Source organism: uncultured Nisaea sp., assembly GCF_963974195.1.
Classification (GTDB): domain Bacteria; phylum Pseudomonadota; class Alphaproteobacteria; order Thalassobaculales; family Thalassobaculaceae; genus Nisaea.
Window position 1 is genome coordinate 59,443 of the sequence record NZ_CAXBDC010000003.1, and the last position, 22,118, is coordinate 81,560.

Annotated in this window: 25 protein-coding genes; 18 read left to right on the forward strand and 7 right to left on the reverse strand. The window is 58.8% G+C overall.

Annotated elements, in window-relative coordinates:
- Positions 1-98 precede the first annotated feature (98 nt).
- From AAC126_RS01540 to AAC126_RS01570, 7 genes are all read left to right on the forward strand, one after another.
- Positions 99-1,274, forward strand: a complete 1,176-nt coding sequence (locus tag AAC126_RS01540) for an FAD-binding oxidoreductase (protein ID WP_339849258.1) — start codon at positions 99-101, stop codon at positions 1,272-1,274.
- Between the two features lie 176 nt (positions 1,275-1,450).
- Positions 1,451-2,245, forward strand: a complete 795-nt coding sequence (gene cysD / locus AAC126_RS01545; protein ID WP_339849261.1) for a sulfate adenylyltransferase subunit CysD — start codon at positions 1,451-1,453, stop codon at positions 2,243-2,245.
- A 38-nt stretch (positions 2,246-2,283) separates the two neighbouring features.
- A complete protein-coding gene (gene cysC / locus AAC126_RS01550) occupies positions 2,284-4,173 on the forward strand; it encodes an adenylyl-sulfate kinase (RefSeq protein WP_339849264.1) in 1,890 nt (629 codons plus the stop codon).
- A gap of 84 nt (positions 4,174-4,257) precedes the next feature.
- Complete coding sequence (locus tag AAC126_RS01555) at positions 4,258-4,899, forward strand: LysE family translocator (protein WP_339849266.1); 642 nt, start codon at positions 4,258-4,260, stop codon at positions 4,897-4,899.
- A gap of 94 nt (positions 4,900-4,993) precedes the next feature.
- Entirely contained in the window at positions 4,994-6,163 is a 1,170-nt protein-coding gene (locus tag AAC126_RS01560) for a 2OG-Fe(II) oxygenase (protein ID WP_339849267.1), read from the forward strand.
- Positions 6,164-6,193: 30 nt separating this feature from the next.
- A complete protein-coding gene (locus tag AAC126_RS01565) occupies positions 6,194-6,730 on the forward strand; it encodes a sigma-70 family RNA polymerase sigma factor (RefSeq protein ID WP_339849269.1) in 537 nt (178 codons plus the stop codon).
- On the forward strand, positions 6,723-7,490 hold the full coding sequence (locus tag AAC126_RS01570; RefSeq protein WP_339849270.1) for a hypothetical protein: 768 nt from the start codon (positions 6,723-6,725) through the stop codon (positions 7,488-7,490). The genes AAC126_RS01565 and AAC126_RS01570 overlap by 8 nt, the downstream gene beginning before the upstream one ends.
- 24 nt (positions 7,491-7,514) lie before the next feature.
- On the opposite strand, the gene AAC126_RS01575 is transcribed toward AAC126_RS01570, so the two are convergent.
- The 3 genes from AAC126_RS01575 to AAC126_RS01585 form a co-directional block, all read right to left on the reverse strand.
- A complete protein-coding gene (locus AAC126_RS01575) occupies positions 7,515-7,772 on the reverse strand; it encodes a hypothetical protein (protein WP_339849272.1) in 258 nt (85 codons plus the stop codon).
- Positions 7,769-8,395 carry an ArsR family transcriptional regulator gene (locus tag AAC126_RS01580; RefSeq protein ID WP_339849273.1) on the reverse strand — a complete coding sequence of 209 codons (627 nt, stop codon included), beginning with the start codon at positions 8,393-8,395 and terminating at the stop codon, positions 7,769-7,771. The genes AAC126_RS01575 and AAC126_RS01580 overlap by 4 nt, the downstream gene beginning before the upstream one ends.
- Before the next feature lie 104 nt (positions 8,396-8,499).
- Positions 8,500-9,105 carry an SIS domain-containing protein gene (locus AAC126_RS01585; RefSeq protein ID WP_339849275.1) on the reverse strand — a complete coding sequence of 202 codons (606 nt, stop codon included), beginning with the start codon at positions 9,103-9,105 and terminating at the stop codon, positions 8,500-8,502.
- A gap of 225 nt (positions 9,106-9,330) precedes the next feature.
- Between AAC126_RS01585 and AAC126_RS01590 the strand changes: the two genes are divergently transcribed.
- From AAC126_RS01590 to AAC126_RS01605, 4 genes are all read left to right on the forward strand, one after another.
- Entirely contained in the window at positions 9,331-9,501 is a 171-nt protein-coding gene (locus tag AAC126_RS01590) for a hypothetical protein (protein ID WP_339849277.1), read from the forward strand.
- A 138-nt stretch (positions 9,502-9,639) separates the two neighbouring features.
- Positions 9,640-10,461: an enoyl-CoA hydratase-related protein gene (locus AAC126_RS01595; RefSeq protein ID WP_339849280.1), complete on the forward strand. Its 822-nt coding sequence runs from the start codon at positions 9,640-9,642 to the stop codon at positions 10,459-10,461.
- The gene (locus tag AAC126_RS01600; protein ID WP_339849282.1) at positions 10,458-10,907 is read left to right on the forward strand and encodes an STAS/SEC14 domain-containing protein; all 450 of its coding nucleotides are present in this window, start codon (positions 10,458-10,460) and stop codon (positions 10,905-10,907) included. The genes AAC126_RS01595 and AAC126_RS01600 overlap by 4 nt, the downstream gene beginning before the upstream one ends.
- Positions 10,908-11,125: 218 nt before the next feature.
- A complete protein-coding gene (locus AAC126_RS01605) occupies positions 11,126-11,563 on the forward strand; it encodes a hypothetical protein (protein WP_339849285.1) in 438 nt (145 codons plus the stop codon).
- Positions 11,564-11,891: 328 nt separating this feature from the next.
- Here the strand turns inward: AAC126_RS01605 and AAC126_RS01610 are convergent, their stop codons facing one another.
- Positions 11,892-12,101: a cold-shock protein gene (locus AAC126_RS01610; protein ID WP_339849288.1), complete on the reverse strand. Its 210-nt coding sequence runs from the start codon at positions 12,099-12,101 to the stop codon at positions 11,892-11,894.
- 444 nt (positions 12,102-12,545) lie between these two features.
- Here AAC126_RS01610 and AAC126_RS01615 point away from each other — a divergent pair, with 444 nt between their 5' ends.
- The 6 genes from AAC126_RS01615 to AAC126_RS01640 all read left to right on the forward strand — a co-directional run bounded on the left by AAC126_RS01615 (position 12,546) and on the right by AAC126_RS01640 (position 19,476).
- Positions 12,546-14,006 (forward strand): deoxyribodipyrimidine photo-lyase, encoded by a 1,461-nt coding sequence (locus tag AAC126_RS01615; protein WP_339849291.1) that lies wholly within the window; start codon positions 12,546-12,548, stop codon positions 14,004-14,006.
- Positions 14,007-14,072: 66 nt separating this feature from the next.
- Complete coding sequence (locus AAC126_RS01620; protein WP_339849293.1) at positions 14,073-15,419, forward strand: FAD-dependent oxidoreductase; 1,347 nt, start codon at positions 14,073-14,075, stop codon at positions 15,417-15,419.
- Positions 15,412-16,245, forward strand: a complete 834-nt coding sequence (locus tag AAC126_RS01625) for a DUF1365 domain-containing protein (protein ID WP_339849296.1) — start codon at positions 15,412-15,414, stop codon at positions 16,243-16,245. Before AAC126_RS01620 ends, AAC126_RS01625 begins: the two co-directional genes overlap by 8 nt.
- A 30-nt stretch (positions 16,246-16,275) precedes the next feature.
- Entirely contained in the window at positions 16,276-17,517 is a 1,242-nt protein-coding gene (locus AAC126_RS01630) for a cyclopropane-fatty-acyl-phospholipid synthase family protein (RefSeq protein ID WP_339849299.1), read from the forward strand.
- A gap of 4 nt (positions 17,518-17,521) precedes the next feature.
- Positions 17,522-18,883, forward strand: a complete 1,362-nt coding sequence (locus AAC126_RS01635) for an MFS transporter (RefSeq protein WP_339849302.1) — start codon at positions 17,522-17,524, stop codon at positions 18,881-18,883.
- 20 nt (positions 18,884-18,903) lie between these two features.
- Positions 18,904-19,476 (forward strand): DUF3833 domain-containing protein, encoded by a 573-nt coding sequence (locus AAC126_RS01640; RefSeq protein ID WP_339849303.1) that lies wholly within the window; start codon positions 18,904-18,906, stop codon positions 19,474-19,476.
- Here AAC126_RS01640 and AAC126_RS01645 read toward each other — a convergent pair.
- Genes AAC126_RS01645 through AAC126_RS01655 form a run of 3 tightly spaced genes read right to left on the reverse strand, consistent with a single transcriptional unit; the run spans position 19,447 to position 21,441 of the window.
- A complete protein-coding gene (locus tag AAC126_RS01645; RefSeq protein WP_339849306.1) occupies positions 19,447-19,893 on the reverse strand; it encodes a nuclear transport factor 2 family protein in 447 nt (148 codons plus the stop codon). The genes AAC126_RS01640 and AAC126_RS01645 overlap by 30 nt on opposite strands.
- A complete protein-coding gene (locus tag AAC126_RS01650; protein WP_339849308.1) occupies positions 19,890-20,639 on the reverse strand; it encodes an SDR family NAD(P)-dependent oxidoreductase in 750 nt (249 codons plus the stop codon). The genes AAC126_RS01645 and AAC126_RS01650 overlap by 4 nt, the downstream gene beginning before the upstream one ends.
- Before the next feature lie 25 nt (positions 20,640-20,664).
- A complete protein-coding gene (locus tag AAC126_RS01655; protein WP_339849310.1) occupies positions 20,665-21,441 on the reverse strand; it encodes a DUF6134 family protein in 777 nt (258 codons plus the stop codon).
- Between the two features lie 164 nt (positions 21,442-21,605).
- On the opposite strand from AAC126_RS01655, the gene AAC126_RS01660 reads away from it, so the two are divergent.
- Positions 21,606-22,118, forward strand: coding sequence for a Fur family transcriptional regulator (locus AAC126_RS01660; protein WP_339849312.1), 513 nt, complete (start codon positions 21,606-21,608; stop codon positions 22,116-22,118).

Consider the following 22,118-nt stretch of genomic DNA (forward strand, 5'->3'; position numbering starts at 1 on the left):
AGTCCTGTCTTCTCCGGATCACACCCCGGCATACTGGCCTTGAGATTCCCCGAGGCGAAGGCGTAGGGTCGGGGCTGGCTCCAGACCGGGATTACGACATGACATCCAGCACACTGCGAAAAGCGGATTACATCATCATTGGCGCGGGCATGGCGGGCGCGTCCTGTGCCTATTTCCTTGCGCCGCACGGCTCCGTCCTGCTGCTGGAGCGGGAATCCCAGCCGGGCTACCACACAACCGGACGGTCCGCCGCCCTCTATATAGAGAGCTATGGCAATGCGGCGATCCGTGCCCTGAACCGGGCGGGCAAACCCTTCTTCCTGAACCCGCCGGAAGGGTTTGCCCAAGATCCGATTCTGACACCGCGCGGCTCGCTGGTCCTGGCCGAGACGCACCAGCTTGATGCGCTTGATGCCGTGCACGAAGAATTGGCGGCAAACGCAAACGGGACGAAGCTCGTCGAGGGTGCCGAACTGCTGGAACTGTTCCCGGCCATAGATCCCGCCAAGGTCGTGCGCGGACTTTATGATCCGAGCGATATGGACATGGATGTCCACGCCCTGCACTGGGGCTTTATCCGCGGCATGCGGGCCAATGGCGGTGAGATCGTCACGGACGCGGAACTTCAGGGGCTGACAAAAACTGCGGACGGCTGGATGCTCGAGACACGGGCCGGGACCTTCGCGGCCCCTGTCATCATCAATGCCGCCGGCGCCTGGGCGGACGAGATCGGCAAGATGGCCGGCGCCAAGCCGATAGGGCTTGTGCCGAAACGGCGTACGGCTTTCACCTTCGACCCGCCGGAAGGGATCAATCCGGACACTCTGCCTGCCGTCGTGAATGTGAACGAGGACTGGTACATCAAGCCGGAAGGCGGACGCTTCCTCGGCTCCCCGGCGGATGAAACCCCGTCCATGCCAACCGATGCCCAACCCGAGGATCTCGACCTCGCCATCGCCGTAGACCGGATCGAAAATGCCACAACCCTCAAGGTCGGCCGCTTTCATAGCCGCTGGGCCGGGCTGCGGTCATTCGTCGGAGACAAGTCCCCCGTCGTCGGGTTCGAGCCCGGTCTCGACGGTTTTTTCTGGCTTGCGGGACAGGGCGGATACGGCATCCAGACTTCCGCCGCCATGGGAATGACGTCCGCCGCGCTGGCACAAGGCAAACCGCTGCCGGATCAGGTTGTAGCAGAGGGGCTTGCCATTGCCGACCTCGCGCCGGAGCGTCCCTCACTCGCGGATGCTGTTTATTTTTCCGGCGAGGAGTCCTGAGCGGGAATAAGATTTCCACTGAACAGCAGTAAAGAGACCAGAGTTTCCTTAAGCGATACAAAAAGGCGACCGAACTGTGCAAATCGTTCCCAACCCCCTTTTGCACTTTTGACAAGAAGCCATATGACGCCTAGAAACCGCGCTCCACTTGGATTTTGAACGGAATACCCGGCCCGATGGATCATCTCGACGCGCTGGAAGCGCAGAGTGTCTACATTCTGCGTGAAGCCTTTAACAAATTCGACCGTATGGGCATGCTCTGGTCCCTCGGCAAGGACTCGAATGTCATGGTCTGGCTCGCCCGCAAGGCGTTCCTCGGCCATGTCCCGTTCCCGCTGATGTTCTGCGACACCGGAAAGAAATTTCCGGAGATGTATGAATTCCAGAAGAAGTATTCCGCCGAGTGGGGTGTGAACGTCATCGTTCGCGACTGCCCGCCGATTGAGGAAATCGACCCGACGCTACCACCAGCGACCCGCTCCGCTGCCCGCAAGACCGAGGCGCTGAAGCGCCTGATCGCCGAGCAGAAAATGCAGGCCGTGGTTGCCGGTATCAGGCGCGACGAGGAAGCAACCCGCGCCAAGGAACGTGTCTTCAGCCCGCGCGGCGAGAATGCCGAATGGAATTTCCGCGACCAGCCCCCGGAATTCTGGGACCAGTTCAAGACCGACTTCGCGCCCGGCACCCATATCAGGATCCATCCGATCCTGCATTGGACGGAGCTTGATATCTGGCGCTACATCCAGCGTGAAAACATTCCGATCGTCGATCTGTATTTCTCGAAAAACGGCAAGCGTTACCGTTCTCTTGGCGATCAGGACATCACGAACCCGATCGAGAGCGAAGCCGCCACAATCGAAGAGATCATCACCGAGCTTGAAGGCACCAGTATTGCCGAACGCAGCGGCCGCGCCATGGACCACGAGGCGGAAGACGCCTTCGAACGGCTCCGTACCGCAGGCTACATGTAAGCCCCTTTGCCGCATCTGATCGGTCACGAGAATTAAAAATGCACGTTTCTTCTGAAATTCCAGCTCTCAAGCTCGTCGTCGTCGGCCATGTCGACCATGGCAAATCGACCCTGATCGGCCGCCTGCTGCACGAGACAAACTCGTTGCCCGATGGCAAGGCCGAAGCTGTCATCGCCATGTCCGAACGGCGCGGCATGCCGGTTGAATGGGCCTTCGTCCTCGATGCCCTGCAGGCGGAGCGCGACCAGGGCATCACCATCGATACGACGCAGATCTTCTTCAATACGGAGAAGCGCAATTACGTCATCATCGATGCGCCCGGCCACAAGGAATTCCTGAAGAACATGGTCTCCGGCGCGGCGCTGTCCGATGCCGCCGTACTGGTGATCGATGCCAAGGACGGCATGCAGGAACAATCCCGGCGGCACGGCTATATTCTGCACCTGCTCGGTGTGCGTCAGGTCGCGGTCGTCATCAACAAGATGGATCTCGCGGATTACCGGGAAGAGCGCTTCCAGGAACTGACGACGGAAATCCGCAGCTATCTTTCCGAGCTCGGCCTCGAAGCCTCGGCCATCATCCCGGTCTCCGCCCGCGAGGGACAGGGGCTGATCACGGCGCCGGACCAAATGCCCTGGTATCAGGGCCCCTCCCTCGTTGAGGTTCTGGATAATTTCGCTCCGCCGGTCCTGCCGACCGAGCGGCCGCTGCGCTTTCCCGTGCAGGACGTCTACAAGTTCGACGAGCGCCGGATCATCGCCGGGCGTATCGAGAGTGGCCGTATCCGCACCGGCGACAAGATCCTGATCTCCCCGTCCAACAAAACCGTGACGGTCAAGAGCATCGAGACCTGGAATACCAAAGAGCCCGCGATCAGTGCCTCCGCCGGTCAGTCCGTCGGCATCACGCTGAGCGAACAGCTGTTTATCGAGCGTGGCCAAGTCATCAGCCATGACAACAACGCGCCGTTCGAGACAAATGTGTTCCGCGCTCGAATCTTCTGGCTCGGCCAGAAAGCGATGGAAGTCGGCAAGCGCTACAAACTGAAGCTCGCCACGAATGAGCAGATGGTTGAGGTCCAGTCGATCGAGACGGTGATCGATGTCGAGAACCTGACAACCCATTCAGGCGACACCCTGGAGCGCAACGCCATTGGCGAGGTGACGCTGCGGGCCCGCGCCATGCTGGCGCTTGACGAGTTCTCCAACAATCCGAAGACAGGACGCTTTGTTCTCGTGGACGAGTACGACACGGTCGGCGGCGGCACCATCTTCATGGAAGGCTATCCCGACCAGCGCAGCAACAGCGACGTACGCTCGACCAATATCACGGCGGTCGAGCACCGGGTAACCCCGGATCTGCGTGCCCATGCCAACGGCCATGAAGGCGGTGTTCTCTGGCTGACTGGTCTCTCCGGCGCCGGCAAATCGACCATCGCCATCGAGCTTGAGCAGCAGCTCTTCGCCAAAGGCTATCAGGTCTATGTGCTGGACGGAGACAATGTCCGCTTCGGCCTGTCCTCCGATCTCGGCTTCGCGCCGGAAGACCGGGTAGAGAATATCCGCCGCGTCGGCGAGGTTGCCAAACTCTTCGCCAGCGCTGGCGTACTGGTCATCACGGCCTTCATCTCCCCTTATCGCGCCGACCGCGACCGGGCCCGCTCCATCGCACCGGAGCTGTTCCACGAAGTCTATGTCGCGGCCGATGTCGAGACATGCGAGGGGCGCGATCCGAAAGGGCTCTACAAAAAGGCCCGTGCCGGCGAGATCAAGGAATTCACCGGTATCTCGGCCCCCTATGAAGAGCCGGTGACACCGGAGGTCACGGTCGAGACAGCGAACCGGACAGTTAATGAATCCGTTGCTGAACTGATGGCCTATGTGGAAGAGAATTTCAGCATGGTTAAACGGAATGGCGGCGAACGCTAGAGTGCGCTAATAGCGATCTTACGAAGCAGTTTTGAGCATCCTAAGGTCATTGGCATCTCCATTCGTTAAAATGGGCTGATTCAAATGCCTGATATCTCGACGTTGCTTCTCTTCTCTGTCGCGGCGCTCGCGCTCACGGCGTCGCCGGGACCTGATATGCTGCTCATTGCGTCCCGAAGCGCAGCCCAGGGACGCATCGCGGGGCTCGCAACCTGGTCAGGTATCGCAGCTGGCACCTATTGCCACGCTCTCGCCGCCGCGTTTGGGCTGACTCAGCTCTTTCTCGCCGTTCCAGTTGCGTATGATGCGGTTCGATATGCTGGCGCAGCCTATCTCCTGTATCTGGCCTGGAAGGCCGTCACGTCAAAGGATCCGTCCTATGAACAGACCGGTAGCGCATCCATACGCAAAACACATACAGCAACCGTCATGTTTCGGCAGGGACTGCTGACCAACCTTCTCAACCCCAAAATGGCAATCTTCGTCCTGGCACTCTTCCCGCAATTTATTGTACCGGAAACAGGTTCCGTCGCCGTCCAGATCATGGTGCTGGCAACAATCCTGAACACGATCGGATTCTTGATCAACGGCTTTATCATCCTGTCTGCGAGCCGTATTGGCTCCATACTTTCGGGAAGCAAATGGAGCCGGACTCTCTCTCAATATCTGCTCGGCACCGTGTTCGTAGGACTGGCGCTACGCCTGGCCTTCGATAACAGGAAATAAGACTCCAAATAATTTTCCCTCTCATCCATTTTTCTCGGGATGAAACAGACAGGCGGCTCCGTATCCCATTCAAATAAACCGGGATGCGAGCACCATGGCCTTTTCCTTGAACATTGCGGATACGACACTGTTGCAGCCCGGCGACTCAGCGCCGGGATTCGTTCAGCGCAGCATAGCAAACCCGCGTTATGCCTTTGAATCCACGGCAGGACGTTACCTTGTTCTGTGTTTTTATGGCTCCGCTGGCGACGCGCATGCACAAGCAGCCGTAAAAGCTGCCCGGGAACGCCCCGATCTCTTCGATGACAGCATGGCATCGTTTTTCGGCGTCAGCATCGACCCCGAGGACGAGGCCGAAAAACGGGTAGTCAACCAGATGCCAGGTTACCGGCATTTCTGGGATTTCGATCTGCTTGTATCAAAGCTTTATGGCGTCATTCCCAGGGACGTCCAGCCGGTTCTCGGAGAGTTCCCGCTGTCCCGTCAGTGGGTGATCATCGATCCGACAATGCGCGTGATCGACGTCATCCCTTTCCGCGACAATTATGGTGATCTCACCGAGGTTTTCGCCATTCTCGATCGCCTTCCCCCGCCGGCATGCTTCGCCGGGCCGGAACTGATGGCGCCCATCCTTTATCTGCCTCGTGTTTTCGAGCCCGAGCTTTGCCAGCACCTGATCGGTTTGTACGAAGCCCAGGGTGGCCAGGAGAGCGGCTTCATGCGGGAAGTCGGCGGGCGTACGGTTGGTATCACGGACCCCAAGTTCAAACGGCGCAAGGATCATTACCTCTCGGACAGAGAATTGATTGAAGCGCTGCAGAAGAGGTTTATACGCCGCGTCATGCCCGAGATCACAAAGGTGCATCAGTTCAAGGTGACGCGGATGGAGCGGTATGTTGTGTCCTGCTACGACGCCGAGGATGGCGGCCATTTCTCCGCGCATCGCGACAATACGACCAAGGGAACAGCCCATCGGCGTTTTGCCGTTTCCGTGAACCTCAACGATGATTTTGATGGCGGTGAGGTCAATTTCCCTGAATATGGCCCACGCAGTTTCAAAGCACCGCCGGGTGGTGCCGTGGTGTTCTCCTGCTCGCTGTTGCACCGGGTCAGCAAGGTAACCCGGGGACGGCGCTTCGCTTTCCTGCCGTTCCTTTACGACGACGCAGCGGCCCGCATCCGTAAAGAGAATGCCCGCTATATCGGTGAAAACGACCCAGGCTCGAATCCTGTACCAAGCCCGGCCACCGAGACGGCGACATGAACAGCCACGCTGGAAATTGAGTGACAAACCATGGGTAAGGATGACCTCGATATTGTCGGACACCTGGATCCCCTGCGCCGTTATGCGCGGGTCCTGACCCGCAATGCCGAAGCGGCCGACGATCTTGTCCAGTCGGCTTTTCTGCGGGCACATGAAAGGCGCTCCAGTTTCCGCGATGGCGCCAACCTTCGCGTCTGGCTGATGTCGATCCTGCACAATATCTTCATCGACGAACGCCGAGCTGGACTGAGCACGGCGGCTCGAGAACGGGCCTGGAGCGATCTGCAGTCCGGATATGTCGCGCCGTCGGGGGAAATGGCCGTCCGGCTTGCAGAGCTCAGGAAGGCATTTCTGTCTCTCAATAGCGAACAGCGGGAAGCCCTCCACCTTATTGCGGTTGAGGGCCTCGGGATCGCGGAGGCAGCGGAAATCCTGCATGTCCCGCCGGGCACCGTCATGTCGCGTGTAGGCCGTGCCCGGGCCGCGCTGAGAGAGTTCGAGGAATCCGGCAGCGGCAGCAATGCACCAACACGTTCTTTCAGGATTGTAGGAGGACGAGATGACTGACAAGACCGATCATCACAGCGGCATCGAAGCTGACATCCAGTCTCTTCTCCAGGGGCAACTGGACCCGGAACGCGCCTATGAAGTGGCAGATTATCTGGCCGAACGCCCCGAGCGGGCGGCTGAAGTGCTGGCCGATGCGCGTAACACGGAAGGGCTTCGGCTCGCGCTTTCCACTCCGGCCGACCCGCCCTCCCCAGAGCTCCTTTCGGAGGCGCGGCACCTGCAGGGCCGGCTCCGGCGCCAGCGTGTCCTGAGACGCGTCACACCGATCGCGGCAGCACTCGTGCTCTTCGCCGGAGGCTGGAGCACACATCTCGCCTACCAGGCGATAGAGTCGAATGAAGGTCACCCGCTTGTCGAAACGGCGCTTGATGCACAGGCCGCGCTTGATTTGAGGCACTGGATGGTCTCGCAGCCGGAAAGCACCGTCCTGAACAGCAGCGAAATCGTCGGCGCCCTCGGTATCGAGCTGCCGACATTACCCGACGGCTGGATCATCCGGGATGTACAAGTCGTCTCATCACCCGAACGGCCGGGAGTCGCCGTTGCGCTCGATACACCGGAGCTCGGACGGATCCTGCTGTTCGCTATCGCCCGTGACAAGGACAGCCGTGAAGACCCGCCAACCGCCTTCGAATATGCCGGCCGGTCGGTCGCCCTCTTCTCGAACAAGCATGCGGCCTATGTCCTGGTCGACAATTCCGGCAATCCGGAACAGATCTCCAACGGAGCAAACCAGCTGTTGAGCCATTTTAATTGATATCGGGCGGCATGCTCTGACGCGTTAGAGATGCTTCCCGCGTTCAAGAATTTCGAGCATGTATTCCCGGTAGGTCATGCCGAGTTCTTTCGCCCTTTTCAGCCGGCGCTGCAGGATCAGGCGATCCGGCGGCGGCTCCCAGGCCTTGGCGACGGCCTTGCGCCAATATTTCAGATGATAGGCGTTGCTGAGCGGCGGGCCCATATTATGCCCGATCCCAATGGGAGCCCGTTTGCGCAGGCCAACCAGCGCGGAAACCTTTTTCCGGTCAATGCGATTCATCGAGGCGTGATCCGATAGGCGCAGCGACGCGCCCCCGCAAGAATATGATCGGTCCGCTCTACCATGCAATCCGGGCCGAGAACATCTTGAAAAAGCTCCAGTTCAGCCCGGCAAATTCCCTGACATTCCGCCGCCGCGGCACAGATCGGACAATGGTTCTCGATAAGCAGAAAAGAGCCGTCTTCCGCCTCTGACCAGTCCGCCATATAGCCTTCCCGCTCCCGCATTGCTGTCAAACGGTCGAGCTTGTCCGCGAAGCTGTCGGCTTTCCCGGTTTCAGCACTGTAAGCATGCAGGCTTTCCGACCTGCGCTTGTCGATAAGACGGCTGAGACCCGCTTCCCCGAACAGCTCCCGGACGGACTGGAGCAGCTCAACAGTGAGCTGGGCATGATTGTCCGGAAACCGGGCATGGCCGGACTCTGTCAGCATCCAGTAGCGCCGGGGACGGCCGCGCCCCTGGCGTCTGTCCTCGGGTTCGACCAGACCGGCATCGGCGAGTTTTGCCAGGTGCTGGCGCGCGGCTTCCCCGGTCATCGAAAAATGCGCGCCGAGGTCGCCGATGGTCTGCGGACCCCGGGTTTTCAACTGGAACATAATGCGGTCGGCGGCACGGTCATTCATAGCGGTTTTCCAAGACGTTATCTGTCTTTATCAAGAAAACGCTTGGGTTGGGAAGACGGGATGGAAAATCCCTCGCTCTGATAACCGTGCGGTTTTGGCCATCCCTACTCGATATTATCGGTTCTTGCCTGCTTGCCGAGATAGCCGCCGTGGTGACGCAGCCCGTATTCATGCCGGGACACGCCCTTGCGCTCCATCAGCACCAGAGCCAGCGCATCGCTGACGGCTGCCATCACCGCCATACTGGCGGAAGGCGTGAGACCAAGCGGGCACGGCTCTTTCACCGCACCCATATCGATAATCACGTCCGACAAATCCCGCAGCCCGCTATCCGGGTGCGAGGTGATGCCGATGACCTTGCCCGCATCGACATGGCGGCTGAGCTCAATGAATTCCAGCACTTCCCGGGTCTTGCCGCTGGTCGAGAAAGCGACGATGCAATCCCCCGGCGCGACCATGCCAAGATCGCCATGCGCGGCCTCGCTCGGATGGATGAAGAAGGCCGGAGATGCGGTGGAGCTCAGGATCGCCGCGAATTTATGCGCGATGAAGCCGGCTTTTCCCATGCCGGTGGTGATGATCTTGCCCGGCGTGTTCTGGAGAATATCCAGCGCCTTCTCGTAGCTTTCATCGACCTTGATCGCGTTGATGGCGGCGGCTTCCGCATCCAGGATCATCTTGATGCGGGACTTGATGTCGGAACTGTTCAAGGGAGCCTCGGATTCTCGGGTTTTCCAGATGCCGGAACTTAGCCGACCAGCGAGCGAGACTCCAGCGTCACGACGCAGCGTTTCACGCATTAATGCGGCTTGTTTCCCACCATCAAACACGAAATGCGAATGAATCAATGCTGCGTTGCAACATTCTCATTTCTACTCTCCGCCACAATCTCCTATATCCGGAAACTGAACGGATTTGCCTGAACGGAAGAGATAATGATCACCGAACGCACTCACAAGCCGCGGGTCTATTTCGCTGATATCCAGCGTAAATGGTCCCGGTTCTATCTCGCGGCGGCAGAGGAAATGATTGAAGGTCTGGCACGTCATGGCGATGGTGCCGATCTCATCGGAGACAATAACGCACCTCCGCAAAAAGCAGCCTGAATCTTCGCCCTCGCGAGGAAAAACCGGAATGGAGCCAGAAACTCCATTCCGGTTTTTTTATGCCCCGAATACGCCAGCAAGGTTGGACAGAAAAGATACACGCCCTAATCTGCATCACCCCGCCCGGGGTAACGTTCCATGCTGACAAAAGGCCTTTCCATGTCCGACCCCGTTGTCCTGCTCGCCAAAGACCCGCGTGGCGTTGCCACCGTCACGATCAACCGTCCCGATGTAAACAACGCCTATAACGGCGACGTCATCCAGGGGCTTATCGATGCTTTCGGCGACTGCGCCGCGGACGATGCCGTTCGTGTTGTGGTGCTCCGGGGCAACGGTAAGCATTTCCAGGCTGGCGCCGATCTGAAATGGTTGAACGCGATCGGTGCCCTCTCTCCGGAAGAAAATGTCGAGGTTTCGCGCCGTACAGCTTCCGCCGTCTGCGGCCTGAACGACTTTCCCAAGCCGACCGTGGCCCTGGTGCATGGCGGCTGTTTCGGTGGCGGCGTCGGTATTGTCGCGGCCTGTGACGTTGTTATCGCCAGCGAGGATGCGATTTTTGCCATCACCGAAGCCCGCTGGGGCGTCATGGCCGGCATCATCGTGCCGCACCTGAATGCCGCGATGGGGCCGCGCAATGTCCGGCGCTATGCCCTCACCTGCGAGCGGTTCAAGGCAGCGAAAGCGGCTGAGATGGGCCTAGTCCATGAAGTCTGCCCGACCGGCGCTCTCGACGAAGCCGCCGCTCCCGTGATCGACCAGTTATTGCTGTCCGCGCCAGAAGCCATCACGCAAACAAAACAGGTCATCCTGGATCACGCCAACATCACCTTGGCCCCCGCCTATTTCGAGCAACTGGTCGCCCAACACGCAGAGAAACGGCAATCGGATGAAGCAGCCGAAGGCCTGAAGAGCTTCGCAGAAAAGCGGCAGCCCGCCTGGTACCCAGATGCAGCAACATGAATATACCCAAAAAGGACGCACCCGATCAGCGCCTCGCGGCAGGGGAAGAGACACAACATTTCGTCTGGTCGACAGACAAGGAGAAGCAGTTACTTTTCATCGAAATCAAAGATAATTTTTCCGACTATGACCTGCTGAACTTCGTGCCAAGGATCTGGGAGGAAAATCCCGAGATCCTTTGGTACGACACAGTTGTCGATTACAGGAGGCTCGGAATCAGGAATAACTGGACCTGGGGGGCCATGAAGGAGGTCGGCCGTCGATGGGCCGACTTTTCCCAAGGGTGCGATACCAGGTCACGCGTTGCGGTCCTCACGGAAAATTACTGGCTGACCCAAATCGTCAACAATGCCCTTGCATTCGTCTTTCCCGGATCGAGATTCCGTTGTTTCAAGGATTTGGACATGGCGATTGCCTGGGCCACTGGAGCCGACGAGCCGGATTAGGGCAGACCGATAGCGGGACCTCGCGTCGCCTGTTAATCATTTAGCTATTTGATAATTCGAAACTTTCTTTACCATTGGGTATTGGCGTATGCGCCCCAAATGTCGTATCTGCGTAGGTATCGTTCCGATAGACCGGACTTGATAGAGGTATTCATGCAGACAGCCTCCACACTCCTCGCGGAATTAGCCAACCTTCACCGAACTCCAGCAACGCCCCGATGACGGCTCCTGAAGAGAATGACAGCCAGTCGGGTAAACCGGAGGCTTTGACGTGGCACGTGGATACGGAAAGACGCTTGCTTTTCATTCACCTGAACGCGGGCATCACCGATACCGAGCTGACGAAACGCGTCCCCATGATCTGGAAGAACAATCCCGAAATCATCTGGTACAACGTGATCGTCGAAAAGAATCAGCATGAGGCAACCAGCAGCTGGAGCTGGAACGGCCTGCTTACCGTCGCGCAGGAATGGCAAGCATATGCACGTGGCAGAAACCCGGGAAAGCACGTTGCCATCGTCACCGAGAATTACTGGATCACCCAGCTTGTAGACAAAGCCTTTGGCACGATCTTTCAAGGCAGCAATTTCAAGTGCTTCAAGCACAAAGAGGATGCAACCGCCTGGGCGCTTGAGGGGCCCAGGCTGGAAGAATAATAGCCGCCGCGTGCCGTATGGCCGCTTAGTTCACGACGATTGTTGAGGACCCGCCATACATTTCAGAAATGAGGCCTCGTGCGTGCTTTACCATTTTCGGGCTCTCTGAGCCCTTGATCGAAAAAACATTCACACCGTTTGAGCGGGAAAAGGATACGTAGTTCTGAAGGCCGTAATTCGTAAGGAAAATAGTCTCGAAATTCATAAGTACCTTGGAAAATAGTTCATGGAAAAATAGTTCATGGCGGATCAATCGAGATCAAACGCCGGAGATATAAGTCCAGGTAAGGGCGATCAGAAACCGCCCTTACCCGCATTCTTGAGCTTATCAGTCGATAAGCTTGACGTTTTCGGCAGACGACTTGCCGCCCTGGCCCGGGACCAGATCGAACTCGACGCGCTGACCTTCATCAACGCCAGAAATGCCTGCGCGCTCAAGAGCGGTGATATGCAGGAATGCATCCTTGGAGCCGTCTTCCGGCTCGATGAAGCCATAGCCTTTGGTGGAGTTAAACCATTTAACTTTGCCAGTGGTCATGATTTTTCCCTTCATGACAAATTTGCGGTCCGTAGCCCTATGCAACAGACCAAGATACGCCCAAAACATCGGATAACGAACTAGGCCGACCGGCAAAGCGGCGAGGCAGTCTTTTAACAGCGATTTCTAAACGTTGCTGATACATAGAACGTAAGTGCGCAATCGCAAGTTATTTTGCGCCATACACATCGCATGAGACCATCCGCAATGCGGGAATTTCTCCCGGAGATATGTTCATAACCCATTAAAAATTAACCATTAATACCGGACTTTGGGGCTAAATGCCGCGACATGTCATATCCGCCTAAATTTTAGCGAGACATCGTTGGCCCCGGCTCATGAACGGTTCCCGGCAGCTTTACCGCTTCCCTCTCGGACGCACGCTGTTAATTCAAGTGATCCAGTCTCGATTTGCCATCGTATCCCTTGTGTCTTGAGAGGGGTATGTGCGTGTCTGAAAAACCTGTCATTGTCTGGTTCCGTCAGGATCTCAGACTGAGCGACAATCCGGCGCTGGCGGCGGCCGTGGCGACCGGAGCACCGGTCATTCCCCTCTTTGTCCTGGACGAGGAAACACCCGGGCAATGGGCCCATGGCGGTGCGTCCCGGTGGTGGCTGCATGAAAGTCTGGCAGCGCTTCAGCACTCCCTGCAACAACAGGACGCCTCTCTGGTTCTGAGACACGGTAATGCAGCTGGGATCATCCGGACCTTCGCGGCGGAGACAGAGGCGCGTGCCGTATTCTGGAACCGGTGCTATGAGCCTTATGCCATCCAGCGCGATAAAGCGCTCAAAAGCGCTTTCAAGGATGATGGCATAGAAGTGGAGAGCTTTAACGCGGGCCTCCTTTTCGAGCCCTGGGAAGTAAAAACCAAATCCGGTACGCCCCCCAAGGTTTACTCCTCCTACTGGCGGGCAATGCGTCTTCTCGGAGATCCCGCACCTGAAGGGCCCGCCCCCGATCAAATCTTGCCAGTGAAGGTTTTGCCGCCAAGCGAGCGACTTGAGGACTGGAAGCTTCAGCCGCGCAATCCGGACTGGGCATCCGGTTTCAGCGCCTGCTGGCACCCCGGAGAAGACGGCGCGCAGGCACAGTTGGACTGGTTCCTGGAAAACGCACTGGAAGATTATCGCAATGGCCGGGACTTCCCCGCACAACCTCTGGTCTCCCGTCTCTCTCCCCATCTTCACTTCGGGGAAATCGGGCCGCGCCAGATCTGGCATCGCACGGTCGCGCATTGCATCCAGTCCGGAGACGAGCCTTTCTCCGGCTCGGCGGAGCATTTCCTGAAAGAGCTCACCTGGCGGGAGTTCTCGACCGCCCAGCTCTTCCACAATCCGGACCTGCCGCACGCCTGTCTGCGCCCGGAATATGAGCATTTCCCATGGGATAGAGCGGAAAAGCCCCTGCATGCCTGGCAGCGCGGCATGACCGGCATTCCGATCGTCGATGCAGGCATGCGCGAGCTCTGGCAGACCGGCTACATGCATAACCGGGTGCGGATGATCTGCGCCTCGTTCCTGGTAAAGCATCTGATGGTGGACTGGCGTGCGGGCGAAGCCTGGTTCTGGGATACCCTTGTCGATGCAGACCTCGCGAACAATGCCGCCTCATGGCAATGGGTCGCCGGGTCCGGCGCAGATGCAGCCCCTTATTTCCGGATCTTCAATCCCGTTCTGCAGGGCGAGAAATTCGACAAGGCGGGTGAGTATACCCGCCGCTGGGTGCCGGAGCTTTCCAATGTTCCGAACAGATATCTGCATAAACCATGGGACGCTCCCGGTAATCCGGCACCGGATTACCCGCCCCCCATTGTTGATCTTGCATTCGGCCGCGTCAGAGCCCTCGCCGCGTTCAAAAGCCTGGGGGACGAAGCTCAAGCCAACGCCGCCAAGTGTGCTTAATCACACATCAATTAGCTGCACAGCGGGCACCATCGCGGATAGGATTTGCGCCGGGGGAATATTGGAATGCGAATAGCCATTATCGGAAGCGGTATCGCCGGGTTTGGCGCGGCATGGCTGCTGTCCTCGCGCCACCAGGTTACCGTATATGAGGCGAATGACCGGCTCGGCGGCCATAGCAACACGGTTTCTGTTGATTATGACGGCAAGCAGATTCCTGTCGATACGGGCTTCATCGTCTATAACGAGGCGACCTATCCGAATCTGATCAGCCTGTTCGCCGCCCTCGATGTGCCAACGAAGCTCAGCGACATGTCGTTCAGCGTTTCCGTGGGTAATGGTGCGCTCGAATATGAAGGCTCGCTTAAAGGGCTTGTGGCGCAGCCGGCCAATCTCCTGAAACCGAGCTATTACAGAATGCTGGCCGATGTTGCGCGGTTCTTCAGCGCCGCCCCGCGCCTGCTTGAGGAAGAGAGCGATCCGGATCTTACGCTCGGCGCCTTCCTGAAACGGGAAGGCTATGGCGACGGCTTTCTGTACGATCACCTGCTGCCCATGGGGGCCGCGATCTGGTCCTGCCCGGTCGAGACCATGCTGGCCTTTCCGGCCCGCAGCTTTGTGCGTTTCTTCGTCAATCATGGCCTGCTGAAACACGCGATGCGGCCCCAATGGTTCACCGTCGATGGCGGGTCGCGCACCTATGTTCAGCGGCTTGCCTCGGAAATCGAACAGCGCGGCGGCCAGATCCGGACAGGTCATCCGGTCCGGCATATCCGGCGCCTTGAAACCGGCGTGATGATCGAGGAGCCGGACGGCTCCGAGACCTATTATGATCAGGTTGTCATTGGCGCGCATGGCGACGAGGCTCTCGTCATGCTGAGCGACGCCAGCGACGAAGAACGCGCCCTGCTCGGCTGTTTCAGCTACCAGGACAATGTCGCGGTCCTGCACCGGGACAGCAGCCTGATGCCGAAGCGCCGCATGGCCTGGGCCTCCTGGAACTATCTGGCGGAAGGCCGCCGCGACATGGACCGCGCCGTTGCCCTGACCTACTGGATGAACCTGCTGCAGGGTATTGACGAAAAGCACCCTCTCTTCGTGACCATGAACCCGCTTCAGGAGCCCGACCCGGCGCTGGAATTCGCCCGGTTCAACTACACTCATCCGGTATTCGACAGTGCGGCTGTCAGCGCACAGGAAAATCTCGGCAGCATTCAGGGCGTCCGCAACACCTGGTTCTGTGGCAGCTATTGCGGCTATGGTTTTCATGAGGACGGCCTGAAAGCAGCCATTTCCGTTGCCCGCAGTCTGGGGGTCACACCACCCTGGAAAACAGATGTCACACCAGCCAGTCATTGCTGGCTTTCCCGGAATGGCTCCGCCGTTCTGGACCGTGAAGCCGGTGATGACTGACATGACAGCGCCTGCGGGTGACACAACCTCTCGGTCGTCCCTCTATCGGGGCATCGTGATGCATGCGCGTCTGATCCCGTTCCGGCATCGTTTCACCTACCGGGTTTTCTCCATGCTGGTGGACCTGGAGGAAATCGACGCACTTGCAGGCAGGTTGCGCCTGTTCTCCCGAAACCGGTTCAACCTGTTCTCTTTCTTCGATCGCGATCACGCAACGCGCGATGGCAGCCCCACCCTTGACTGGGTCCGGAAGCAGCTTCGCGCGGCAGGATACAAATCGCTTGAAGGACGAGTTTTAATTCATTGTTTTCCAAGAATACTTGGATATGTCTTCAACCCACTATCCATCTATTTCTGTCATCATGAAGACGGCCGGCTGCAAGCCATTCTCTACGAGGTGAAAAACACTTTTGGCCAGCAGCACTGCTACCTGATCCCGGTCCAGCCGGATCAGGGAAACGGTGGCACGATTCGGCAGAACTGCGAAAAAAGTTTCTATGTATCCCCCTTCATGGACATGATCGCAACCTACCGGTTCCGCCTGAAGAAACCGGACGACACCCTCTCCATCCTGATCCGCCAGGACACGCCGGAGGGAGAGGTTCTGGTCGCCACCCATACCGGAACGCGGGAAGCGATGACCGATCGGGCCTTGCTTAAAATGGCCCTGCTCTATCCGCTGCTCACGGCTAAGGTCGTGGCGGGCATCCATTGGGAAGCCCTGAAACTCTGGATCAAGGGAGCGGTCTTCCATAAACGGCCGGAAGCCCCCGCAAATCCGGTTTCCGTCAGCGAAAAATCATCCACCGAACACCATACTGCGTAAGCCAAGTGATCAAGATTGGGACGGGCAGAAATGACTGATCGCGAGATTTGCGAAACATCCTCCACGCTGGGCGACAGCTTTCCGGCAAAACCGAATGCATTCATGCCCTGGACCCGGGTCGTGCTGCTCATGCTGAAAGCTGTCCGCATGGGCGAGCTGCACCTGCAGACACCCAATGGCCAGCTCCATGTCATCAAGGGAGCCGAGCCCGGCCCGAAGGCGCATTTGCTGTTGCGGAGCGATGCCGTGTGCAGGCATCTGCTGCTCGGAGGCGATCTTCGTTTCGGCGAAGATTATATGGATGGCGCCTGGGATACGCCTGATCTGACCGCCCTGCTCGCGTTCGGGGCCGCCAACCGCAATGCCCTCGCGAAGGCGCTGGATGGCACCCGCTTCGGCCGCTTCATGAAAACCCTCGGGCATTTCTCCAACCGCAACACCAAGAGCGGCAGCCGGCGGAACATTGCCCATCATTACGACATCGGGAACGCCTTCTATGGCAAGTGGCTGGACCCGAGCATGACTTACTCGTCTGCTGTTTTCGAGCCAGGCGAAGAAGACCTTGAGCCGGCGCAACAACGGAAATACCGGCGCATCGCCGACATGCTGCAACTGGAGCCGGGCCAGACCGTGCTGGAAATCGGTTGCGGCTGGGGAGGCTTCGCATCCGTTGCCGCACGCGAATACGGCGCTCGCGTCGTCGGCCTCACCCTCTCCCAGGAACAGCACGACTACGCGACAGAGCGCGCCAAGCGCGAGGGCATCGCCGACAAGGTTTCCATAGAGCTCTGTGATTACCGCGATGTGGACGGGCGCTTTGACCATATCGCCTCCATTGAGATGTTCGAGGCGGTGGGCGAGCAATATTGGCCGGTCTTTTTCGATCAAGTGAAAGCACGCCTGACCGATACCGGCCGTGCCGCCATGCAGATCATCACCATCAACGACAGGGATTTCGACGCCTATCGCCGGAACCCGGACTTCATTCAGAAATACATCTTCCCGGGCGGCATGCTGCCGTCGGAAGCGCGCCTGACAGATCATTTCGACGCCTCCGGTCTGGAATGCGTCGCCAATGACGGGTTCGGTATCGACTATGCCCGTACACTGGCGATCTGGCGGGAACGCTTCCTCGCGCGTTGGCCGGAGATCGCCCCACTCGGCTTCGACGAGCGGTTCCGGCGGATGTGGGAATATTATCTCTGCTATTGCGAAGGTGGCTTTCGTGCCGGCCTCATCGATGTCCGGCAAATTGCGCTGAAACACGCTTAAGCGAATGGCAGTCACAGCGCCGGTCGACGGCACTCCCGCGCGCTATTCACGGGGCCAGCTTCTCGCTTACGGATTGCCCGGACTGCCGCTGGCCGGGCTCGGTGTGCCGCTTTTCATCTTCTTGCCCGCCTTCTACGCGCAGAACCGGGGTCTAAGCCTCGAAGCTGTCGGTTTCGCACTGCTGCTGGCCCGATTGTGGGACGCCGTCTCCGATCCGCTGATCGGCATGCTGAGCGACAGAATCGAAACCCGTTTCGGCCGGCGAAAGCCCTGGCTCTTCGCCGGGACGCCGATTACCAGCCTTGCCGTCTACATGCTTTTCGTCCCGCCTGAAGGGGCTGGCACGCTCCACCTCTTCGGCTGGAGTGCCCTGCTGTACCTCGGATGGACCATGGTGCAACTGCCCTACACGGCATGGGGCGCAGAGCTGTCCGGCGGGTATCACGAGCGCTCGCGGATAGCGGGCTTTCGCGAAGGTATGCTGGTTTTCGGTACATTGCTGGCAGCTGGTATGCCCGCCATCGTGTCCGCAGCCGGTGGCGGCGAGGATACCGGAACGGTGCTCACTGTCCTGGCGCTCTTCCTGATCATTGCACTGCCTGTCGCAATCACGCTCGCAACCGCAATCATGCCAGAGCGCCCGAAGCTCGCCGCGCCCCGGCATCACAAGCCCGACTGGCGCACCGGAGCCGCGCTTCTGCTCCGAAACAAGCCCTTCCTCCGGCTGATCCTGGCTTATTTGCTGAACGGTCTGGCAAACGGGCTTGCGGCAACCCTCTTCGTGCTCTTCGTGGACAAGGGTCTCGGCCTGCCGCAGGAGACGGACGGGCTGCTGCTGATTTACTTCCTCGCCGGGATCCTCAGCGTCCCCCTCTGGCTCACCATCAGCCATCGTGCCGGGAAGCATCGCACATGGATCGCCGCCATGCTGGTGAACAGCGTAATCTTCGCGCTCGTGCCTTTGCTCGGCCCCGGCGACTATCTTGCCTTCCTTGCCATCTGCATCGGCACCGGCGCGTGCCTCGGCGCAGATCTGGTGTTGCCTCCTTCCATGCAGGCCGACGTGGTGGATGTGGATACGGCAGAGGGAGGCGGCAGCCGAACCGGACTCTATTTCGCGCTCTGGGGCATGGCGACGAAGCTGGCCCTTGCCCTGGCCGTCGGCATTGCCTTTCCAGTACTTGCCGCCTTTGGTTTCGATGCCAACGGCAGCAATGATACGGACGCCCTGCTGACGCTCTCTCTGCTCTACGGCGCGGCACCCGTCATCCTGAAACTTACGGCCATCGCCATAATGCGCAACTTCCCCCTGACCGCGACGCGGCAGGCCGCGTTGCAACGCAAGATCGCCGAAAACATCCAATAAACACCATCTGGAGATGATCCATGACCCGTGTCTTACCGTATCTGCTTATAGTGCTGTTGAGCCTCGGAGCGTGTAGTTCCATGAAGATCGATGATTTCGCCGGAACCGACCCTGATTTCCGTCCGGAAACATATTTTGCCGGACCGAGCAGGGCCTGGGGCATGTTCGAGGACCGCTTTGGCAACCTGAAGCGAGAGTTCACCGTCGACCTTGAGGGCGACTGGGACGGCACCACGCTGACCCTGATCGAGGATTTCCTATATTCGGACGGCGAGACGGAGCAGCGGATCTGGCGCATCACAAGAACCGGCGACGGCACCTATGAGGGCCGCGCGGATGATGTGGTCGGTGTCGCCAACGGCATTGCCCGGGGCAAGGCACTGAACTGGTCCTACGATCTGATGCTGAAAGTCGGCGACAGCCGGATAAAGGTCAGCTTCAACGACTGGATGTTCCTGCAGCCGGACGGCGTCCTTATCAACAAAGCCGATGTCTCGAAATTCGGGATTACGATCGGCACAGTCACGCTGTTCTTCCAAAAAGGTGCGCGACCGGAGAGCGCATCATCTGGTCGGCGAAAAACTGCGGCCTAACCAGCGCAAAAGCGGACCGAGTACCGGAAACATCCCGAAGACCTGAGACGCAGCGTCCCAATGGTCGATATGCGAGATGACGAGGCCATTTTCGTCGAACACCACCTCGCTCATACCCGTGATTTCAATTTCCCGCCGGCCAGCCGACTTCACCCGCCCGGAAAACCGCCATTTGAGATAACAGGCCTCTTTGCCGACAGCCTGATCTAGCACAACGAAAGTCGGTGCTTCCATTGCCTCGAACATATGCCGGAAGATTCCAAGCACGGCCTGCCTGCCTCGCACGTCACTGAACGGGTCACGGAAGCGAACATCGTCCGCCAGGAGTGGCGACAGGGCTTCGAGATGATCCGATGTCAGCTCCTCAAAACAGATGGCATAGGCAGCCAGTGCGGTCGCTCCGTCAGTCACTGTCACTTGCCAGTCCCCCGCTTCACCAGCCGGAAATAAAGGCTATAGGGCAACGCGTTGAGGCAGCGCAGAATAATGGCAAAGATCCTTGGAAAAGTGATCTCGAACCGGTCGGACTGAAGTCCGCGATAAAAAGCCTCTGCAGCATCTTCCGGCTCCATCAGAAACGGCATCGGAAACGGGTTCCGGTCCGTCAGCGGAGTACGGACAAAGCCCGGGCACACCAGTTGCAATTTCACGCCGTTCCGGTCGAAATCCGGTTTCAGCGCCTCGGTCATGTTGATCAGGGCCGCCTTGGTCGCACCATAGGCTGATGCAGTCGGCAACCCGCCATAGCCAGCAACGGATGAAACCACGGCAACATGGCCACGGCGCGCCGCGATGAAACCCGGCGTAACCGCAGCCAGACAGTTCACCACCCCCATCAAGTTGATATCGATCAGGTCACGGAAAGTCTCGATGCGAAAGTCCTCGACCTCGACGGGCTTGTGGGTTCCGGCCGCGAATACGGCCATATCAAGTCCGCCCCGCTCCGCCCGGATACGGGTGACAGTTACAGCTGCGGCATCCGCGTCGGTCACATCCAGCGGATAGGCGAAGAACCGCCCCTCATGCTTTGCAGCCAAATCCACCAGCGCACCGGCCGACCGCGCTGATCCCGCAACAATCCAACCATCGCGCATCATCCGCTCGGCCAGTGCAAGCCCGATACCGGAGCTTGCCCCGGTAATCCAGACACACCGCGATGTCATGCCGGCCTCTCTATTTCCCAAAACGCTACTCGAGTTCCCTGAGGACATTCCGGATCTCTTCAGAGCCGATATCCTTCACGCTTTCCAATTCCAGGAAACGGGTTTCGTCACCGGCGCGCGGGACGATCCTGACATACTCGAAATCGGACTCGTCGACGGTAAAGCTCATCTTGGCCCATTCGCCGCGCTTGTCGTACCAGATGTCGAGATCGAGCTCGCCCCGCATCTGGTAGCGCTCAGCTTCGATCCGCTCGCCTTTGGACAGGATGGTTTCCGGCCCGGCCTTGGTCATGGTGATTTTGCGCAGCCGGCCATATTGCAGGTCGATCAGTTCGCTTGCTCTGGTCAGCGCCGTGTTCCAGTAGGTTGACGGAACGGACGTGCCAAGCGGCGCCAGTTGCTCGCCCTCTCCGCCGGAAAACCGGAATCCGTCAGGCCCTGTTTCCCCGTCCACGCGGAAGATCTCTCCATCATCATTGACCATGCCGCGCGCTGAAAGAAGGAGTGGCCCGCTCCATTCATCCCGCGCCCTGAGCGCGTAATAATAGAGCGAGAACGGGCCGATTCGATAATCAAATAACGTCTGTGTATCAACGGCATATACATCGTTATCGACGTTGAATCGCAGCATGACGACTCCCAACGGAGAATCGTTTCTGAAGACCTGGAACTTGATCAGCCCGTCTTGCGCCCAGCCGGACGGCGCATTCGCCCATAGCGGCGACGAAAATGCGAACGCCCCTAGAATGATAAGCAGGAGCAGAGCAAAAACCCGGAAATATCGAAACAGCGAACATCTCATGAAACAAGCTCTCAGCTAACCCAGGTTGCCGGCCTCCGGCACCCGATCCGCATAAGGCTTTACGTCCGCGATAAAGATCCGGATCAATGGTGGCCCTTGGAACACGCATCTGAAACATTATACTATTGCAGTGAAGCAGCTTTCAGAGCGACGGATCCCAGATCTTGGCACATGCCCGCAACAGCTTTCCCAAACCGGACCATGATCATGGTCGGTGCCTGAACGACGCCCTCGGCGCCGCGGAGCGGCTCTGCGCGGAGCGTGGTGTCCGGATAACCCCGGCCCGCCGCCGGGTGCTGGAGCTTGTCTGGCAGCGTCATGCGCCGGTTGGTGCCTATGACATCCTCTCCGAGATGCAGCGCGATGCAGAGAAGGACGGCAAGCCGGGCGCCAAGGTGGCCCCGCCGACCGTCTACCGGGCACTCGATTTCCTGATGGAGCAGGGGCTTGTGCACAAGGTCGAATCCCAGAATGCCTATATCGGCTGCAGCCGCCCTGAAGGGAGCCACGATTGCGGCTTCCTGATTTGCCGGGAGTGCGGCTCGGCTCTGGAGATTGAGGATGACGGTCTGAGCGAACTTCTGGCCTCTCTGGCGAGCCGCCACGGTTTCGAAGCCCGGAGCAGCACAGTCGAGATCGAGGGGCTTTGCCCGTCCTGCAAATCCCGTGCGGCCTGA

What these genes read in the sequence shown, in the direction of transcription:
- AAC126_RS01540 (WP_339849258.1), top strand. Translation starts at nt 99, where the DNA reads ATGACATCCAGCACACTGCGAAAAGCGGATTACATCATCATTGGCGCG.
- cysD (WP_339849261.1), top strand. Translation starts at nt 1,451, where the DNA reads ATGGATCATCTCGACGCGCTGGAAGCGCAGAGTGTCTACATTCTGCGT.
- cysC (WP_339849264.1), top strand. Translation starts at nt 2,284, where the DNA reads ATGCACGTTTCTTCTGAAATTCCAGCTCTCAAGCTCGTCGTCGTCGGC.
- AAC126_RS01555 (WP_339849266.1), top strand. Translation starts at nt 4,258, where the DNA reads ATGCCTGATATCTCGACGTTGCTTCTCTTCTCTGTCGCGGCGCTCGCG.
- AAC126_RS01560 (WP_339849267.1), top strand. Translation starts at nt 4,994, where the DNA reads ATGGCCTTTTCCTTGAACATTGCGGATACGACACTGTTGCAGCCCGGC.
- AAC126_RS01565 (WP_339849269.1), top strand. Translation starts at nt 6,194, where the DNA reads ATGGGTAAGGATGACCTCGATATTGTCGGACACCTGGATCCCCTGCGC.
- AAC126_RS01570 (WP_339849270.1), top strand. Translation starts at nt 6,723, where the DNA reads ATGACTGACAAGACCGATCATCACAGCGGCATCGAAGCTGACATCCAG.
- AAC126_RS01575 (WP_339849272.1), bottom strand. Translation starts at nt 7,772, where the DNA reads ATGAATCGCATTGACCGGAAAAAGGTTTCCGCGCTGGTTGGCCTGCGC.
- AAC126_RS01580 (WP_339849273.1), bottom strand. Translation starts at nt 8,395, where the DNA reads ATGAATGACCGTGCCGCCGACCGCATTATGTTCCAGTTGAAAACCCGG.
- AAC126_RS01590 (WP_339849277.1), top strand. Translation starts at nt 9,331, where the DNA reads ATGATCACCGAACGCACTCACAAGCCGCGGGTCTATTTCGCTGATATC.
- AAC126_RS01595 (WP_339849280.1), top strand. Translation starts at nt 9,640, where the DNA reads ATGCTGACAAAAGGCCTTTCCATGTCCGACCCCGTTGTCCTGCTCGCC.
- AAC126_RS01600 (WP_339849282.1), top strand. Translation starts at nt 10,458, where the DNA reads ATGAATATACCCAAAAAGGACGCACCCGATCAGCGCCTCGCGGCAGGG.
- AAC126_RS01605 (WP_339849285.1), top strand. Translation starts at nt 11,126, where the DNA reads ATGACGGCTCCTGAAGAGAATGACAGCCAGTCGGGTAAACCGGAGGCT.
- AAC126_RS01610 (WP_339849288.1), bottom strand. Translation starts at nt 12,101, where the DNA reads ATGACCACTGGCAAAGTTAAATGGTTTAACTCCACCAAAGGCTATGGC.
- AAC126_RS01615 (WP_339849291.1), top strand. Translation starts at nt 12,546, where the DNA reads ATGTGCGTGTCTGAAAAACCTGTCATTGTCTGGTTCCGTCAGGATCTC.
- AAC126_RS01620 (WP_339849293.1), top strand. Translation starts at nt 14,073, where the DNA reads ATGCGAATAGCCATTATCGGAAGCGGTATCGCCGGGTTTGGCGCGGCA.
- AAC126_RS01625 (WP_339849296.1), top strand. Translation starts at nt 15,412, where the DNA reads ATGACTGACATGACAGCGCCTGCGGGTGACACAACCTCTCGGTCGTCC.
- AAC126_RS01630 (WP_339849299.1), top strand. Translation starts at nt 16,276, where the DNA reads ATGACTGATCGCGAGATTTGCGAAACATCCTCCACGCTGGGCGACAGC.
- AAC126_RS01635 (WP_339849302.1), top strand. Translation starts at nt 17,522, where the DNA reads ATGGCAGTCACAGCGCCGGTCGACGGCACTCCCGCGCGCTATTCACGG.
- AAC126_RS01640 (WP_339849303.1), top strand. Translation starts at nt 18,904, where the DNA reads ATGACCCGTGTCTTACCGTATCTGCTTATAGTGCTGTTGAGCCTCGGA.
- AAC126_RS01650 (WP_339849308.1), bottom strand. Translation starts at nt 20,639, where the DNA reads ATGACATCGCGGTGTGTCTGGATTACCGGGGCAAGCTCCGGTATCGGG.
- AAC126_RS01655 (WP_339849310.1), bottom strand. Translation starts at nt 21,441, where the DNA reads ATGAGATGTTCGCTGTTTCGATATTTCCGGGTTTTTGCTCTGCTCCTG.